This is a genomic window from Methylomonas fluvii (assembly GCF_014850975.1).
Lineage (GTDB): Bacteria > Pseudomonadota > Gammaproteobacteria > Methylococcales > Methylomonadaceae > Methylomonas > Methylomonas fluvii.
This window is the reverse complement of record NZ_JACXST010000002.1, coordinates 784,171-800,415: the sequence shown is the minus strand read 5'-3', so window position 1 is coordinate 800,415 and position 16,245 is coordinate 784,171. Positions and strand designations below refer to the sequence as shown.

Sequence of the window (16,245 nt, the reverse complement as noted above, 5' to 3'; positions counted from 1 at the left end):
GCTGTAGCGGCGGCTCCTTAATACTGTCCGGCCGATTCTGCTTTCGCATCAAGAATGCAAGATCACCAACCACGGCCCCAATGCGGTCTGACGCAGCGCCAAAGATTTTTGCAAGGCATCCAGCATGGCCAGGCCGTCGGTCGGAAATACCCCGCTAACCCGTAATTGCTTGACATTCTCACCCTTTAGTATGATTTTGGCTTTGGAATAGCGGTTTAACTCTGCCACCACGTCGGCCAGCGCCTGATCGTGAAAAATCAGTTTGCCGCGTTTCCAGGCATTTAACTGGTTGAGATTGGCCGATGCCGGCTTATCCAAACCACCACCAGCGGAATACGTCAATTGCTGGCCTTCCTCCACCCGTATCGGGGCAACATCGGCTTGACCGGTCAAGCGCACGGCTACCGCATGCTCCGTGACATTGACTTCGACTTTATCGGCGGCAGGGCGCGCCACATCAAACACCGTCCCCAAAGCCCGCACCGCTGCATCGCCAGCTTCCACTTCGAAGGGCCGATTAACATTGCTAGCAACCTTGAACTCGGCCTGGCCTCTAAGCAATACGACGCGCCGTTTTTCCGCCGACCAGTCTATGTCCAACGCGGTATCGGTATTCAGCAACACGCTGCTGCCGTCGGCCAATTGAATCTGCTTTTGTTCGCCAACGGCGGTTGCGTAATCGCTGAGCAACCAATCGTGTAGCCTATCCCGGCCAAGCAACAATCCTAAAACCAGCGACGCGGCTATCGCCAAACCGGCTCGCCGCGGCAGGCGCGGAACGGCATGAGTTTGCTTTGGCTGGGAATTGGCGGGCGGCGCGGTTTTAACGGCTTGCGCGACGGAACCCCACAGTGCTTCGGCCTCGGCGTAGGCTTGACGGTTGGCGTCGTCTTGACGATACCAAGCCTGGAATTGGCGGCGCGCGGCGTCTGTAACCGACCCGGAACGCATCAGCACCAGCCAGTCTATCGCCTGGTCAGCCAAGCTTTCGTTGGAATTGTCGGGGTCGGTGTTCATCAAGGCCGCTGAAACGAGGAAGTAATGGGCAAACGATAAAACAATGCCGCCGGAAAATAAACCGCGGGCCAATTCAACTCTGCTCGCGACGGTCACGGCAATGCTTCAAGGTTTTGGCAATGCGTTTAGCAATCGCCCGTTCCGACACCCCCAAACATTCGCCAATTTGCGCGTAAGTCAGGCCTTCGATGGCGCTTAAGTAAAACGCCGCCCGGCACTCTTCCGGCAATTCATTCAGAGCCGTATTGACCGTGTCCAGATCCTGCCAGACCATTAATTGTTTTTCGGAGTCCGGGTCATTGCTGGCAACTGCCTCCAGCAATTCGGCCGGCACATCCTGGCTTGGTGCATAGCGGGCGCGCACCGATTCCTTGCGAATATGATCGACCACCAAATTGCCGGCGATAAAAAACGCCAACGCCCGCCTATCCTGAGTCGGGGCACGCTGCTCAGAGAACAATAGCCGCAAAAAGGTTTCCTGGGCCAAATCCTTGGCGGTATCGGGGCAATGCAGGCGGCGCAGAAAAAAACCGATTAAATCGTCCCGGTTTTCCCTAAAGAAATGATCCAGCGTGTCCGAAACAGCATTCATCAGTAGTTTTTGAAAGAGATATAAGGGCGTTATCTACCAAGACGTTTGACGAAGCAAAATCGGCGCCAATGGCGTTTATGCCGTATCAATTTAGGCACACTGCCGGACAAAAACGGCCGCGATAGGCGCTATTTATGCGGCTTGAGCGTCTTCCAAAACCCAGCATTTGACCGCCGCCGGGATGCGTCAAATGCCTGTTTGGGCCTGCATCAGCACCAATGGAGCTGTGTGAAATGCCTTATAAGTCGTGATATGACGCACTGCAAGCAGGCCAATATTGCTCTGCCCAATGGACTGAAGGCCGCCACTCGCTATTTTTCAAAGCATCCGGGGCATAAGAGGATGCGGAGCGCATTTATTCGGAAAATCTTCCCGGCCATATTTATCACTGTTATTCCGTTTGTGGTGATCTCGTCGAAGCCCTGGTTGGCGTGCCCTTCGGCAATACCGGCGATATTTTGAAAAATTTTCAAAGCAGTGTTCATGATTTCTTCCCTGAAACGTTGTGAAGAGTAACGCCGGCTATCGGCGCCGCCATTCACGCAATCAGGAGATTTTATGAGGACACCCGCATTCGCGCCCCTAAGCGCGCCATTTGCCATCACGGCGCTGGCGCTGAGCATTGCCAGTCACACTGCCTATGCCGAGCCCATGCAACAGGAAGCACGAACTTATGCCATAGCCGCCGGCGGTTTGACCGAAGCCCTGACGGCTTTCGCCGATCAGGCCAATCTAAAACTGGTATTCAACGCCGAATTGACGCGCGGCCTGAGCGCGCCGGCCTTGCATGAGACGGTCACCGTCGAACAAGGGCTGAACAAATTGCTGAAGGACAGCGGGCTGGGTTATCGCTTGGTGGGCAACGGTACGGCGATTATTGAAGCCAAACCGGCGACCAATAACAACGAGCCACAGTCGGCGGCTACGATGCCGGCGGTAACGGTGCTGGGTAAGGCGGCTTATGACGCGAACGATCCGTATAACAAGGACTATGCGCTGCGCGATTCCGCGACGGCTACCAAAACCGATACGCCGTTGATGGAAACGCCGGTAAATATTCAAATCGTGCCGAAAGCAGTATTGAGCGATCAGCAGGCCGTCACCATCGATACCGCGTTGAAAAATGTCAGCGGCGTCACCGCCAGCGCGGGCTCCGGCGGCCTGTCGGACGACCTGTACCTACGCGGCTTTCGCAGTTCGGCGATCTTTCGGAACGGCTTTCGTTACGACTCCGAGTTCAGTTCTTGGGGCAAGCGGCAGATGGCCAATGTGGAACGGGTTGAAGTAGTGAAAGGCCCGGCTTCCATTCTTTACGGGCGGATGGAGCCGGGCGGGATGGTCAATGTGGTGACCAAGCAGCCGCTGAATACCCCTTATTACGCCCTGCAGCAGCAGTTCGGTTCGTTCGATTTTTACCGCACCACAATCGATGCCACCGGTCCGTTGACGGACGACGATACCTTGTTGTACCGGATGAATGCCTCTTACGAAAATAGCGGGTCGTATCGGGAATTGGTCGATAGCGAACGCATCTTTCTGGCGCCGGTGCTGAAATGGAACATCAGCGCTCGAACGCAAATTACCTTCGAGATGGAATACAAACACGACAATCTGGTCAACGACACCATGGTTTGGCCATACGTCGACGGCCGCTTCATCGACATGCCGCGCGGGCGCAATTTAATGGAAAAGACCCCGGAGAATCACGACGACATTTTGTTGGGCTTCAATTGGTCGCATCAATTCAACGACGATTGGAGCATTAGCCATCGCTTCGCCACCGAACGCAGGGATACCCCGAACAGCGTAGCGATGCTGGGAGACGGACTGACGGGTAGCCAGCTAAATCGAATAGTGGTCGCCAATCCGGCCGACATCAATACTTATTACACCACGCTGGACGTAACCGGCCATTTCAATACTTTTGGGTTAAAGCACACACTGTTGGTCGGCGGCGACTATTACAACAACCGTTCGACCGGCCAATATTATTACGGCGATCCCGCTGCCGGCATCGACATCTATAATCCTATCCACACCGGCTACAGCTTTCCGACCGGATTTGACCGCTACGACACCGACACCGACTTCTACGGCTTGTACGCCCAGGATCAAATCCAACTGCCTTACGGGATTCGCGTGATGGGCGGTTTACGTTACCAGGTAGTCGATCAAGCCGACAAAGTCGCGCAATCCAAGCTTTCCGCCGACGCCGTGACGCCTCGCGTAGGGGTATTGTGGCAAGCGCAAGACTGGTTGAGCCTTTACGGCAATTATGTCGAAAATTTCGGCGCCACCAATGGTCTGGGCCAGGGCGGCAAGCCGCTGCCGCCCGAGAGCGCGCAGCAATGGGAATTGGGCGCCAAGAGCGAGTTTTTCGATGGCCGGCTGAGCGCCACGCTGGCCTATTTCGATTTGACCAAACAAAACGTCGCCACCACCGATCCCAACAATCCGTTGTTTTCCATCGCGGTTGGCGAGGTGCGTAGCCGTGGACCGGAGCTGGACATCAAGGGCGAAATCCTGCCGGGCTGGAATATGATTGCCACCTACGCCAACCTGGACACCCGCGTTACCAAAGACAACGACGGCCGAGAAGGTCGGCGGATGTTCGCGATCCCCCGAAACGTCGGCACGTTTTGGAATACTTACGACTTTCAACAGGATGCGTTGAAAGGTTTTAAAGTCGGCGGCGGCATCACTATGCGCGATGGCTCCACCAATGTGCCGAATACCTATAACGTGCCTGGGTTTGTCACGGTTGATTTAATGGCGGCCTACAATCTGAAAGTCAGCAAATCCAAAATCACCTTCCAGCTGAATGTGAACAACCTACTGGACAAAAATTATCTGCAAGACGTGATTCCAGGCCTGGGGCCGAACTCACGGGTCAATATCGGTACACCGAGAACGCTGCTGGGATCGGTAAAGGTGGAGTTTTAAGCCGGGAGGTAGCAAATATTTGGGCTCGTTCCCTCGCAACGCGCGGAACCCCAAAAACAAAAGAACGTTCCGATCCTGCGGGCATAAACCTATACCGATAGTCGGTGGGCAGAAAAGCGTTGCCCTGCCTACGTTTTTTTGATTTTTCATCAGATTTCGGGAGTGGTTTTCTCCCGTTATTCCGCCCCGAGAACCTCAGCTCTTGTGCCCTGTGGGTATTTGGCGAGAATAGCCCGGTAGGGGAGCGGCAGGGGTGCCGCGCGTTTTCGGAGGGCCAGGGATGGCCCTTCCGAAAACCCTCGACAAAAGCGACAAATTTGCCGGGAGCAAATTTGAACAGCCGATAGGCTGGCCCGCAGGGCGAAAACCAGGGATGGTTTTCGTAGCGAAATTATCGCGGTTGTCGGTCCGCGAACCGACATTAAAAAACCGTCGCGTTAGCGACACAAAGTTTTTAGGTTACAGCAAAATTAGCAGCGCTTCCGAATTCCCCCCAACCCCACCAACAACCCACTCACAAACAGCAAAAAAGAGGGCGGTAACGGCACAGCAGTAATGTTGAAGCCGACGCTGGTATTAATTGCCAACGGCCCTTGATTTAAAAAGATCAAACCTTGGTTGAGATCATGCAAATCGCTGGTAATCGCGATATTCAAGTCACCTGTCGCGACTGCCTGAAAATGCAAAACCGCCAGAGAAATCCAGGAGCCCACGTCATTTGCACTCAAGCCGGGAAAGGCCAGGCCGGCAGCGGCCAAATTCACGCCATCCTGTGTTGAAACGTCGGTGAATAACGGGTTAATGCTGCTACCCAAGAATTGCGCCGCTCCAGTGCCGCCTAATAGCGTGTTGAAACCAAAGCCCAACACCAGTTCGTCCGGGCTGGCGTTAGCCAAAGGCGCGAGAGCCAGCACTTCAATATCAAAATGATCGCCAATATGGGTAACTCCTGAGGTCTGCGGCAGCGCCAAAAAAGTGGGTTCGTTAGGCAGCACGGTGGCTAGGGATAGGATTGATCCGGTATTTATGACGGGTTGAGTAGCGTTGAGCTGAATATTACCCTCCGGCAAAATAACGATGTCACCCCCTCGAAGCGGTGGGCGTGTCGTTATATCTATAGGTGGTTTCGTTGTAGATACCGTCCCTGCGGTTAAATCCTGATTTTGTTGGTTTGCCTCAACCTGAATATTGCCGCCCGGTAAAATAACGATGTCACCTGTTTGCAATGGTGGGCGCGCAGTATTTTCTCTTGGGGGCCTGACTATCGAGACCGTCCCTGTGGTTAAGTCCTGACTCTCCGGTATCGAAATACCGCTCGCTTGATTCACACCTGACCAGAACAAACTAACCAGCAATAGGCAATGACGCCATGTCATATTTTTCATAAAACCTTCTTTAACAAATAAAAAGTAATCGGCAACGTTCGCGGCCGTTACGGCTTGCTGATCGCTGTGTAGTTATTGAAATAGCCGTACCAAGTCCGGTAGTCCGCCATGCTGACACAGCCGGTCACGTCATAATCCGCTTCGCGGTTAAAACCCACTTTGCCGCTGCATTTACCGATTTGCGCCTTAATCAAATTGGCATCGCCGGCATCCACATCGCCGTCGTTATCCAAATCACCCGGCACGAACAACTTGATCAACAACGGGTCGTGATCCGATGAACGATAGGCATCGGCCGCGTAGAAGCTGCTTACTTGATTGGCTGATTTGAACTCGGTGTTGTAATCCAGAGAGCGTGGTTCGTCGGCGTTGATATGCCATTCAGCGGCACTTTTAACTTGCGGTGCCAGCGCGGCGTTAGCCAGGCCGTGGTCCAGATAGCCGGCTGCGCCGTCGAACACATAGCTGTACGCGGCCTGATTGCCGACGAAGATCTCCAGCAGGTTTTGATAGCCGGCGTTTTTCAAGGCAGTGATCGGGTCTTCCTGGGCATAGCTGTTCAGGTCGCCGATGATCAGGGCATTGTTGGCGCCGTTGTGGGTCGGATCGCCAGCCAACCAGGTGGCCAAGGCTTGCGCAGCATTGGTGCGGGTTTGGTTGCAATTGCCCTGGCCGTCGCCGGTGTCGGGATCATTCACATCGTCGCAAGCCGAGCCTTTGGATTTAAGATGGTTGACGGCCACGGTCAGCAACTTGTTGGAGGCTTTATCCAAAAAGGTTTGGGCCAGGGCTGGGCGGTTTTTGGTATCGATAAACTGCGGATTGACTGAGGAGTCCAATATCGCCACCGCGCCGACCGGCGTAGTTTTAGCCGGTTTGTAGATGATGCCCACGGCGATCTCGTCGGTGCCGACTTTGCTCAAGCCCGGATTGATGTAGGCATAAGCGCCGGCGCCGGCCAGTTGGTTCAAACCATTCACCAGATCCGCAATCGCGCTGCTGCTGCCGTAACCGTCGTTTTCGATTTCCATCAAGCCCACTACATCGGCATTTAAGGCGTGGATGGCCGGAATGATTTTGCCGCGCTGACGATTGAATTCGACCAGGGTATTAGCGCCGCGAGCCGTGGGGAAGCCACCGCCGACACCGTTACCGTTGAAGTAATTCAGCACGTTGAAGCTCGCGACTTTCAGAGACCCTATGCTTGATAAGGTGGGAGCCGGGCCGCGGCTGTTGTCGGCGACAAAGGTCAATGGCTGGGTCGGTTGCAGGCGATAGACGCCAAAATCGTAAGCCAATACACCGGTAGCGCCAACTACCGAGTCGCCGCTACGCAATGGCGTGGCCGCGCTGAGGCCGGACGGTTGCGGATAAATCACCGGATCCGGATTTTGTACGTTGATACCGTCGTCTACCAACAATTGGTTAGCCAAGTTTTGCGCGGCAACATCGATAGCGGCCTGGCCAGGCGTGGCTACTTGCGTGGGTGTGAATAAGCGGCCGCCGGACGACAGCAAGAATTCGCCGAAACGACCCAGGTTGAAGTTTTCGGTGACCGTCAGGGTTTGCGGCAGACTAATCAGCATGCCTTCCCAGTGTTCAGGATCGTTATTGGCGTTGTCGAAGGGCAGATTAACTTCAACGGCGGCTGGCAAGGCATTTCCAGAGGAACAGACATCGACCGAGCTGACACTTTCCAGGCGAGTCATAAAGAAGGTTTCGGTAACGGTGCCGACGATGTGCACTTTGTCGCCGACATTAACCGGTAAGCTGGACGAGACGAACAAGCCTTCGGACGTGGCCGGATTGGTGTCGGCGCCATCGACTTGCTGCACGAAAAAGCCGTTCAAGTTGCCGCTGCCTTGGAAGTCGGCGCTGACCACCGCTTCAACGTGTTGCACGCTGCCGCTCAACGGACTGACGCCGCTACTGCCTTGGATGGCACTGATTAGGGTTGCCGCTTGGCCGCATTGGGAAACGGGCGGTGGCGGTGGGGTGACGCCGCCGAAGTTTTGGCCGCTGTTGACCGCGCCAAATGAATTTGTGGCTGGGGCGTTCCAGGTAAAGTTTTCGTAGCTGTTGCCGGTGCCTTTCAGTTGCAGGGATTGGCCGACGGGAGTCGAATTGGTTTCGGATACACCAATGTCCACACTAGTCATGCCATTAGCCGGACCAACCACCGCTGTAAAAGGTGAGGGTTCGTAACTTAAAAACTGCACCACTGTGCTGCCGTTGACCAAGGCAATGCCGTCCGGCGCACCGTTTTGAATGCCGTCTGTCGGATAGCTGAAACTCAGGGTGCCGAATCCGGTGCCGGTTTGATCGGCAATCACGCCGCTTAAGGCTTTGCTGTTATAGCTGGCGCCACCGTTACCGTTGTAAAGTACCAACGACCAGCCGTTGAGGTCAGTGCCGGCCGGGCCGGCGATTTCGATGGCCTCGCCGCTATCGGTGCCGGCATTGTCGTAGTGAATTTCGTTGATAAACACCGGCGTGGCTGCCTGGGCGTTGCCGAAGAAACTGAGGGCGCTCACTGCGGCCAGCAGCGGGTAGCTGCGGATATGCTTTGCGATCATGGTCGGATGGTCTCTGTGCTTGAAAATCAGTAAGCAGGCTTTTATGAGCCTGAGCTGACTCGCAGAAAGACGCACTCATCGGCTTAAGGGGGAAAGACGACGAGCGCGTCATTGGGTAACTTCCCAAAATTCTGCAAGCCCGCTCACATTTTCCGGGATTACGCTTGGAGGAGGGTTAAGATACCGTGACGGTTTGGCGAAGTTTTTGTGACATGTAATACAAAGCCCAGCGGGCCAGTTCCGGCAAGGGTTGGGCAGTTAGCCAGGATGCGGCATTTGTCCTTCGTGCTGCTGCGTCAATTGCGGCGTTTCCTGAGCCAGCCAGCGGATCAATTCCAGTCTGCCGTCTTGATGTTCGACAATTGCGGTGCAGCTTTCCACGAAATCGCCGGTATTGACGTATAAGAAGCCTGCTATTTCCTTGATTTCCGCGTGATGAATATGCCCGCAAATCACGCCGTCCAGGTTTTCGTTTTTCAGGGTGCGGACCATGCTTTCTTCGTAGTCGGAGATAAACTGCACCGCATTTTTAACCTTGAATTTAACGAATGCTGCCAAGGAAAAATGCGATTGTCGGCCAATTAATTTACGGAACATCCGCAAAAATCGGTTTATTTCGATCAGCCAGTCGTAGCCCACACTGCCGATTTTGGCCAACCACTTGTGATGCTTGGCGATGGTGTCGTATTCGTCACCGTGGACGATCAGGAAACGTTTGCCTTGGGCCGTGGTATGAATATCCGAGTTTTTGACGACGATGTCGCCGAACACGTAATCGTCGTAGTCGCGGACGTTTTCGTCGTGGTTGCCGGGGACGTAGATAATTTGCGTGCCGTGTCTGGCTTTACGCAGGATTTTTTGGATGATGGTGTTGTGATCGCGCGGCCAGTACATTTTTTTGGACAAGGCCCAAAAGTCGATGATGTCGCCGACCAGATAGAGTTTTTCGCTATCGTTATGTTTTAAAAAATCCAGCAGGGCATCGGCCTGGCATTGGGTCGAGCCAATGTGCAGGTCGGAAATCCAGATGGTGCGATAGAAAGAGGTATTCATAAGCAAACGCCAAATATTGGTATCGGACGAGAGCTATTCTTGTCTGCATTTATGACAGCAGCATGACAGAGCCGGCTTGTCGCTTCTTTGCCGAGAAATGCAGGCCACGGATTCTTTTTTGGCGTTTTGTGCAGACTGTAGATTGTGGTTCTTATAAATATCTTGTTTAAAAACAATGGCTAACGCGCCAGGTTTTGTGTGTCTGCCGGGTTGTGTCACATTCCTGTAATCTGCTTGTTCTAAGGTTTGCTTATTACCGAGACCCTGGCCAAACAAGCAAGAGAACCGCCGATGACGAATCAAACAGACACTCCCAATAATGTGCATACCTTGCATGCGTATGACACCGATTTAGGGCATATGCACAGTTTGTTGCTGGATATGACGGACCTTTTGGTTTACCAATTGGAACAGGCGATGCAGGCGCTGGACTACGGCGATGCCGAACTGGCGCAAAAAGTCGTATCAAGGCATAAAAAGGTCAAGCACTTCGAAAGCAAGATTGACGGCGAGGTTTTGAACATCATTGCCCGGCATAGTCCGGTGGCAAATGATCTACGCTATGTGTTGGCAACGTCGAAAATCGCCGTGGAGCTGGAAAAAACCGGTGTCGAGATTGTTGAGTTCGCCAAACTGGTTACGGTGTTGTTCGACCCTAACACCAGTGACCCTAATCAAAAGCTGTTGGCCGACATCGTGAAAATTGGCGGTTTAATCAAGCTGATTTTGGATAAGCTGATGGTGGTTTTCGAAAGTCGGGATTCCAAGCAGGCATACGCCTTGTTGCAATGCGACAGGGATTGCGAGTCGGAGTTACAGGACGGTATCAAGCACCAATTGACTTTGGTATTGCACGACGCCCGAATGATTCGCAGAGCCCTGGATGTGATGCAAATGATGAAAGCCTTGGAGCGTTGCGGCGAGCACTGCCGGAACATTGCCGAGCACGCCATTTTCATGTTGGACGGCATTGATGTGCGGCATGGCGGTCTGGTGATGCAGAGTACGCTTGCCGGTTAAGCCATGGTACGCGCGGGCGCTTCTTTGGTATTTGCTGTCATCTGAAATCAAAAAAGCCGGCATTGCCGGCTTTTTAATGTGGGTAAATGCTAAACCGTTATTTGTGGATTTCCAAATGCAAGGCCCGGTATTCTTCGGTCAATTTGTGGGTTGGCGCATAGTGAATCAAAGGCTGGGCGTCGCTGTGCGATTCGCGGACTTTCACCGAGGTGGAAATCTTGGTTTCCAGCACAGGCAAACCTTCGGCGATTAATTCATCAACCAGTTGCCGGGGCAGGTTGGCTTGTTTTTGATATTGATTGACGATGACGCCTTCTACTTCCAATCTGTCGTTATGATCGGCTTTGACTTCAGCGATGGCTCTCATCAGTGTGTACAAGGCCTCGCGGGCGAAGGTGTCGCAGTCGAACGGAATCAGGCATTTTTCGGCGGCGATCAGCGCTGACAGGCTGTAAAAATTCAGGATGGGCGGGGTGTCGATATAGATTTGCTCGAAGCCTTCCAGTTTTTCCAGTGCCTCTTTTAATTTGTAGATTTTATGCCGCGATTCCAACCGGCTTTGCAAACCTTCCAGATCGCTATGAGATGGCAACACGAAAAGGTTAGGGAAGGGGGTTTCATGAATTAAGCCGTCCAGACCTTCCTTCCCGCCGCCGAACAGGCCTAGGCCTAGACTGTCTTTGAAAAAATGGGCAATGGTCTTGTCTGAATCGGCAACCTTATTGCCCAACAAATATTGGGTGGAGTTGCCTTGCACATCGAGATCGATCACCAGGGTTTTTTTACCCTCCACGGCGCTGATGGCTGCCAGGTTGCAGGTAATGGTAGATTTACCCACGCCGCCTTTCTGATTGAAAATCACCCTGCGCATAATCGCCCTCGATTCTTAAAAAATAAAAGCCCGCATTATAAGGTTAAAGCCTGCAATATCAAACGCGTGAGAAACTGTCGCCCTTGCATTCCGGGCAGGCCGGTATCACGCTGGTGGATTTGAAGGCGATTTGTTTGCCGCAGGCATCGCAGACAAAAGTGCCGGGGCCGGCTACTTCACCGCTTTTATAAGGATGGTAGAGCTTGGCTTCCATTTCCAGCGCTGCCAGCTTGACCTTGGTTTTGTCGGCGATGTCCATGAAGGCGTCCAAGGCAAAGTTCTCGATTAAATCGATGTCAAACTTCAACCATTCGGACAACGAATTGCTGTCGTTTTGTTGCGACGGCGCGGTGGCGACGTGTTCGACGTCGCGCATCACATAGTCGGCGATTTTATTGATTTCTTCTTGAGTGTGGCCGCCCAGCGCGCTGGTTTTTTCCTTGGCTATTTCCAATGCGTCGGCGACGGTGTGTAACGTGTCGTCCAGTGCCTCGTAAAGATGGCCCATCAGATCGTCATACGCTTTGATCAGTTTGTTTTCGCCCATGGCTGCTCCTTGTGTTGTTTTAATTTTCACGCTTTAGCTTTAAGCGTCTCTAAGGTATTCTAGCGCCTTTTTACAGCAAAAGACGAATAGGATGGAAGAGCATTACAAGCCGTCGGAAATAGAGCAAAAAGTACAGGCCGACTGGGAAAAATCCGGGGTGTTTACCGCTTCTGAAGACACCGGCAAAGAAAAATACTATTGCCTGTCGATGTTTCCGTATCCCAGCGGCAAGCTGCACATGGGCCACGTCCGTAACTATACGATAGGCGACGTGATCAGCCGTTTTCAAAGGATGCAGGGTAAACATGTGTTGCAACCGATGGGTTGGGATGCGTTTGGTTTGCCCGCGGAAAATGCGGCGATGCAAAACAAGGTGCATCCGGCCGACTGGACCTATTCGAATATCGATTACATGCGCGACCAGCTAAAACGCTTGGGTTTTGGTTACGACTGGAGCCGCGAACTGGCGACCTGCGATCCGAGCTATTACCGTTGGGAACAATGGTTTTTCATCCGCTTGCTGGAAAAAGGCCTAGTTTATAAAAAAACCGCGCCGGTCAACTGGTGCCCGCACGACCAAACCGTGCTGGCTAACGAGCAAGTCATCGACGGTTGCTGCTGGCGCTGCGATACCCAGGTTGAGAAAAAAGAAATTTCGCAGTGGTTTTTAAAAATCACCGCTTATGCGGACGAATTGCTGACCTCGCTGGATAAACTCCCCGGCTGGCCGGAACAGGTCAGAACCATGCAGGCCAATTGGATAGGCCGTTCCGAAGGCGTTGAGATGGATTTTGCCGTCGATGGTTTCGAGTCGTCGATCCGCATCTATACCACCCGTCCCGATACCGTGATCGGCGTGACCTACGTTGCGGTCGCCGCCGAACATCCGTTGGCTTTGAAAGCGGCTGAAAATAACGCCGACATCGCCGCCTTCATCGAATCCTGCAAGCAGATGGAAACTTCCGAAGCGGCGATGGAAACCATGGAAAAACGCGGTATTGCTTCCGGTTTCCACGCCATTCATCCTTTGACCGGGGAATCCGTACCGGTATGGATCGCCAACTTCGTGTTGATGAGTTATGGCACGGGCGCAGTCATGTCCGTGCCTGCACACGATCAGCGCGATTACGAATTCGCTAAGCGATATGGTATTGCCATCAAGGAAGTGATTGCCGCTGCGGATGGCTCTGACGACAGCGTTGCCGAAAAAGCCTTTACCGATAAAGGTGTGTTGAAAAACTCCGGCGAATTTGATGGCCTAAATTTCAAACAAGCCTTCGATGCAATTGCTGCCAAACTGGCCGGTATGGGCAAAGGCGAGCGCAAAACCAATTTCCGTCTGCGCGACTGGGGCGTATCCCGTCAGCGTTACTGGGGCGCGCCGATTCCGGTGATTTACTGCGACGATTGCGGCACGGTGCCGGTGCCTGACGAGCAATTGCCGGTCACATTGCCGCGCGACGTGGTGCTGGACGGCTCGCAATCGCCGTTGGCCGCGCATCCGAACTTTCCGCATACCGATTGTCCAAAATGTGGCAAGCCGGCCCGCCGCGAGACTGATACCTTCGACACCTTTATGGAATCGTCCTGGTATTTCGCGCGTTACGCCAGCCAGGATTGCGACACCGCGATGCTGGACCAGCGCGCCAATTATTGGCTGCCGGTCGATCATTACATCGGCGGCATCGAACATGCGATTTTACATTTGCTGTATGCGCGTTTTTTCACCAAATTGTTGCGCGATGAAGGTTTGGTGGTCTGCGATGAGCCGTTCAAAAACTTGCTGACGCAAGGCATGGTGATCGCCGAGACTTTCTATCAAATTGACGATCACGGCCACAAACGCTATTTCAATCTGACCCAAATCGATGTCGAACGAGATGCCAAAGGCAAAATCATTGGCGCCAAATTGCTGGAAGATGGTTCGCCGGTCATCGTCGGCGCCGTGGAAAAAATGTCGAAGTCCAAGAACAACGGCGTCGATCCACAAGTGTTGATCGACAAATACGGTGCCGACACCGTGCGTTTGTACACCATGTTTACGTCGCCGCCGGACCAGTCGCTGGAATGGAATGACGCCGGTGTGGAAGGCGCTTTCCGCTTCCTGAAACGCCTCTGGCGGCAAGTCTATTTGCATGTCGAAGCCGGTTTGCCGGATCAAGCGCTAGACAAGGCGGCCTTGAGCGACGATCAAAAAGTATTGCGTCGCCAATTGCATCAGGCTTTGCAAAAAGTCAGCGACGACATGGCCCGCCGCCATACTTTCAATACTGCGATTGCCGCCAACATGGAGTTGGTCAACGCGTTGAATAAATTCGAAGATAACAGCGCGAATGGCAGGGCAACTCGTCAGGAAGTGCTGGACGCCATCGTCTTGATGTTGGCGCCGATTATTCCGCATGCGGCTCAAGAGCTGTGGAATCAGTTGGGACATGACAATGACATCGTGCTTGCCGCTTGGCCCGCGATTGATGAATCGGCGTTACAACAGGATGCCATCGAGATGGTCGTGCAAGTCAACGGTAAACTGCGGGGTAAATTATCCGTTGCGGCGACGGGGTCCAAGGAGCAAGTCGAAGCCTTGGCCTTGGCCGACGAAAATGTGCAGCGTTATCTGGAAGGTAAGCCGGTGAAAAAGCTGATTGTCGTGCCGCAGAAACTGGTGAATATTGTTGTTTAAACGCTGGGTTTTCGAGAAGCAGAGGATGAATCACTTGAGCCGGATGGTTTTGTTTGGAACTTTGGCGCTGCTGCTTGGCTGTGGATACCATCTGCGCGGTTCGATAGAGATGCCCGAAGTGCTGAAAAACGTGTATGTGTTTGGTGCTTCCGTGCCCTTACAGGGTGAACTGCAAGCCATCATGAAAGCCTCGAAAGGCAAAATAGTGGGTTCTCCCAATGATGCCGGCGTGGTGGTCAAGGTGCTTAGGGAAGACATGCGTAACCGGGTGCTGACCATCGGTTCAACCGGTAAGTCCAGCGAGTCCGAGCTGGAATATTATCTGCGCTTTCAATTTTTCGACAGCAAGGAGAATGCCCTGATGGACGAACAACTAATCGAAATTTCCCGGGAGTTTTTCAACGATCAAACTGCGGTGCTGGCGAAAGGCAACGAAGAACAATTGATTCGCAACGAAATCTATAAACAAGTGGCGCGGATGATATTGGCTAGAGCCAGGATAGCCGTCGATACGCAGAAAAAATAGGTATGCGTTTAAAGCTTGACCAGTTGACGGCTGCCTTGCAAAAAGAGCTAGCGCCGGTTTATTTGGTAAGCGGTGACGAGCCTTTACAGCTTGGCGAAGCGGCCGACGACATCCGGCGCGCGGCTCGTACTGCAGGCTATGCAACCCGTGAAGTGATTGCTATCGATAACGGCAACGAGTGGCCGCAATTGACGCTCGAAGCCGAATCCCTTTCTATCTTTTCCGACAAAAAACTCATCGATTTACGCTTGCCTTCCGGCAAACCGGGTTTGGAAGGCAGTAAAGCCCTAAGCGCGTATTGTCAGCGTCCGCCCGAAGATACCGTATTGCTGATCACGTCCGGCAAGCTGGATAGTGCCGCCCAGAAATCGCAATGGTTTCAGGCCTTGGATAAAATTGCGACAGTCATCCTGGTCTGGCCGTTACAAGGGCCGGAGTTGTTGCACTGGCTGCAGCGCCGCGCGGAACGGAAGGGCATGCATTTGGAGGCGGATGCGCTAAAAAGCCTGGCCGTGCGAGTTGAGGGCAATTTGCTGGCCGCGGCTCAGGAGCTTGAAAAACTGTATATCTTGCACGGGGCTAACCGTATCAACAAAGCCATGGTTGAGGGCGATGTGGCTGACAGCGCCAGGTTTGACGTTTTTAAGTTGATGGATGCTTTGTTATCTGGCAAGGTGAATCGATCCATTAAAATTCTTGCCGGGCTCAAAGCGGAGGGCGTCGCAGCGCCGGTGGTGTTGTGGGCTATCAGCCGCGAAGCCCGAACCTTGGTCAGTATCAAAACGGAATTGAAACGCGGTGGTAACCCAGAAGTTCTCTACAAAAAATATCAGATATGGGACAAGCGCAAGCAGTTGGTGCATGAGGCCTTGCAGAGGTTGAAGAGCAAGGAGCTACAGGGTATTTTGCAAGCCAGTGCCAATGTAGATTGCCAAATCAAAGGCCAGATGGCCGGAGACGAATGGGAAGGCTTGTTTAGGATTTGTTTGTTGTTTTCGAAAGGCTCAGGTATCCAGGCAGTCAAATATTAAGTCT

General features: G+C 53.2%; 13 protein-coding genes. 5 read left to right on the top strand and 8 right to left on the bottom strand.

Annotated features, from left to right (window positions below):
* Window positions 1-48: 48 nt before the first annotated feature.
* The 3 genes from EBB_RS13240 to EBB_RS13230 form a co-directional block, all read right to left on the bottom strand.
* Complete coding sequence (locus EBB_RS13240; RefSeq protein ID WP_225587433.1) at window positions 49-1,089, bottom strand: FecR family protein; 1,041 nt, start codon at window positions 1,087-1,089, stop codon at window positions 49-51.
* A gap of 1 nt (window position 1,090) precedes the next feature.
* Entirely contained in the window at window positions 1,091-1,609 is a 519-nt protein-coding gene (locus tag EBB_RS13235; RefSeq protein ID WP_192394289.1) for an RNA polymerase sigma factor, read from the bottom strand.
* A gap of 311 nt (window positions 1,610-1,920) precedes the next feature.
* The gene (locus tag EBB_RS13230; RefSeq protein WP_192394288.1) at window positions 1,921-2,094 is read right to left on the bottom strand and encodes a hypothetical protein; all 174 of its coding nucleotides are present in this window, start codon (window positions 2,092-2,094) and stop codon (window positions 1,921-1,923) included.
* 73 nt (window positions 2,095-2,167) lie between these two features.
* Between EBB_RS13230 and EBB_RS13225 the strand changes: the two genes are divergently transcribed.
* Entirely contained in the window at window positions 2,168-4,552 is a 2,385-nt protein-coding gene (locus tag EBB_RS13225; protein WP_192394287.1) for a TonB-dependent siderophore receptor, read from the top strand.
* Window positions 4,553-5,022: 470 nt separating this feature from the next.
* On the opposite strand, the gene EBB_RS13220 is transcribed toward EBB_RS13225, so the two are convergent.
* The 3 genes from EBB_RS13220 to EBB_RS13210 all read right to left on the bottom strand — a co-directional run bounded on the left by EBB_RS13220 (window position 5,023) and on the right by EBB_RS13210 (window position 9,566).
* Complete coding sequence (locus tag EBB_RS13220; RefSeq protein WP_192394286.1) at window positions 5,023-5,937, bottom strand: hypothetical protein; 915 nt, start codon at window positions 5,935-5,937, stop codon at window positions 5,023-5,025.
* Between the two features lie 47 nt (window positions 5,938-5,984).
* On the bottom strand, window positions 5,985-8,513 hold the full coding sequence (locus tag EBB_RS13215) for an ExeM/NucH family extracellular endonuclease (protein ID WP_192394285.1): 2,529 nt from the start codon (window positions 8,511-8,513) through the stop codon (window positions 5,985-5,987).
* Between the two features lie 258 nt (window positions 8,514-8,771).
* The gene (locus tag EBB_RS13210) at window positions 8,772-9,566 is read right to left on the bottom strand and encodes a UDP-2,3-diacylglucosamine diphosphatase (protein ID WP_192394284.1); all 795 of its coding nucleotides are present in this window, start codon (window positions 9,564-9,566) and stop codon (window positions 8,772-8,774) included.
* Between the two features lie 291 nt (window positions 9,567-9,857).
* Here EBB_RS13210 and phoU point away from each other — a divergent pair, with 291 nt between their 5' ends.
* On the top strand, window positions 9,858-10,586 hold the full coding sequence (gene phoU / locus EBB_RS13205; protein ID WP_192394283.1) for a phosphate signaling complex protein PhoU: 729 nt from the start codon (window positions 9,858-9,860) through the stop codon (window positions 10,584-10,586).
* 97 nt (window positions 10,587-10,683) lie between these two features.
* On the opposite strand, the gene EBB_RS13200 is transcribed toward phoU, so the two are convergent.
* Complete coding sequence (locus EBB_RS13200; RefSeq protein ID WP_192394282.1) at window positions 10,684-11,457, bottom strand: ParA family protein; 774 nt, start codon at window positions 11,455-11,457, stop codon at window positions 10,684-10,686.
* 58 nt (window positions 11,458-11,515) lie between these two features.
* On the bottom strand, window positions 11,516-12,004 hold the full coding sequence (locus tag EBB_RS13195) for a zinc ribbon-containing protein (RefSeq protein ID WP_020482673.1): 489 nt from the start codon (window positions 12,002-12,004) through the stop codon (window positions 11,516-11,518).
* A 91-nt stretch (window positions 12,005-12,095) separates the two neighbouring features.
* Here EBB_RS13195 and leuS point away from each other — a divergent pair, with 91 nt between their 5' ends.
* Genes leuS through holA form a run of 3 tightly spaced genes read left to right on the top strand, consistent with a single transcriptional unit; the run spans window position 12,096 to window position 16,241 of the window.
* Window positions 12,096-14,684, top strand: coding sequence for a leucine--tRNA ligase (gene leuS, locus EBB_RS13190; RefSeq protein ID WP_192394281.1), 2,589 nt, complete (start codon window positions 12,096-12,098; stop codon window positions 14,682-14,684).
* A gap of 25 nt (window positions 14,685-14,709) precedes the next feature.
* Window positions 14,710-15,210, top strand: a complete 501-nt coding sequence (locus EBB_RS13185; protein ID WP_225587432.1) for an LPS-assembly lipoprotein LptE — start codon at window positions 14,710-14,712, stop codon at window positions 15,208-15,210.
* Window positions 15,211-15,212: 2 nt separating this feature from the next.
* Window positions 15,213-16,241 carry a DNA polymerase III subunit delta gene (gene holA, locus EBB_RS13180; RefSeq protein ID WP_192394279.1) on the top strand — a complete coding sequence of 343 codons (1,029 nt, stop codon included), beginning with the start codon at window positions 15,213-15,215 and terminating at the stop codon, window positions 16,239-16,241.
* Window positions 16,242-16,245: the final 4 nt, after the last annotated feature.

Excerpts from the sequence above, each read along its gene's own strand:
- EBB_RS13235 (WP_192394289.1), bottom strand. The coding sequence starts at position 1,609 with ATGAATGCTGTTTCGGACACGCTGGATCATTTCTTTAGGGAAAACCGG.
- EBB_RS13230 (WP_192394288.1), bottom strand. The coding sequence starts at position 2,094 with ATGAACACTGCTTTGAAAATTTTTCAAAATATCGCCGGTATTGCCGAA.
- EBB_RS13225 (WP_192394287.1), top strand. The coding sequence starts at position 2,168 with ATGAGGACACCCGCATTCGCGCCCCTAAGCGCGCCATTTGCCATCACG.
- EBB_RS13220 (WP_192394286.1), bottom strand. The coding sequence starts at position 5,937 with ATGAAAAATATGACATGGCGTCATTGCCTATTGCTGGTTAGTTTGTTC.
- EBB_RS13215 (WP_192394285.1), bottom strand. The coding sequence starts at position 8,513 with ATGATCGCAAAGCATATCCGCAGCTACCCGCTGCTGGCCGCAGTGAGC.
- EBB_RS13210 (WP_192394284.1), bottom strand. The coding sequence starts at position 9,566 with ATGAATACCTCTTTCTATCGCACCATCTGGATTTCCGACCTGCACATT.
- phoU (WP_192394283.1), top strand. The coding sequence starts at position 9,858 with ATGACGAATCAAACAGACACTCCCAATAATGTGCATACCTTGCATGCG.
- EBB_RS13200 (WP_192394282.1), bottom strand. The coding sequence starts at position 11,457 with ATGCGCAGGGTGATTTTCAATCAGAAAGGCGGCGTGGGTAAATCTACC.
- EBB_RS13195 (WP_020482673.1), bottom strand. The coding sequence starts at position 12,004 with ATGGGCGAAAACAAACTGATCAAAGCGTATGACGATCTGATGGGCCAT.
- leuS (WP_192394281.1), top strand. The coding sequence starts at position 12,096 with ATGGAAGAGCATTACAAGCCGTCGGAAATAGAGCAAAAAGTACAGGCC.
- EBB_RS13185 (WP_225587432.1), top strand. The coding sequence starts at position 14,710 with ATGAATCACTTGAGCCGGATGGTTTTGTTTGGAACTTTGGCGCTGCTG.
- holA (WP_192394279.1), top strand. The coding sequence starts at position 15,213 with ATGCGTTTAAAGCTTGACCAGTTGACGGCTGCCTTGCAAAAAGAGCTA.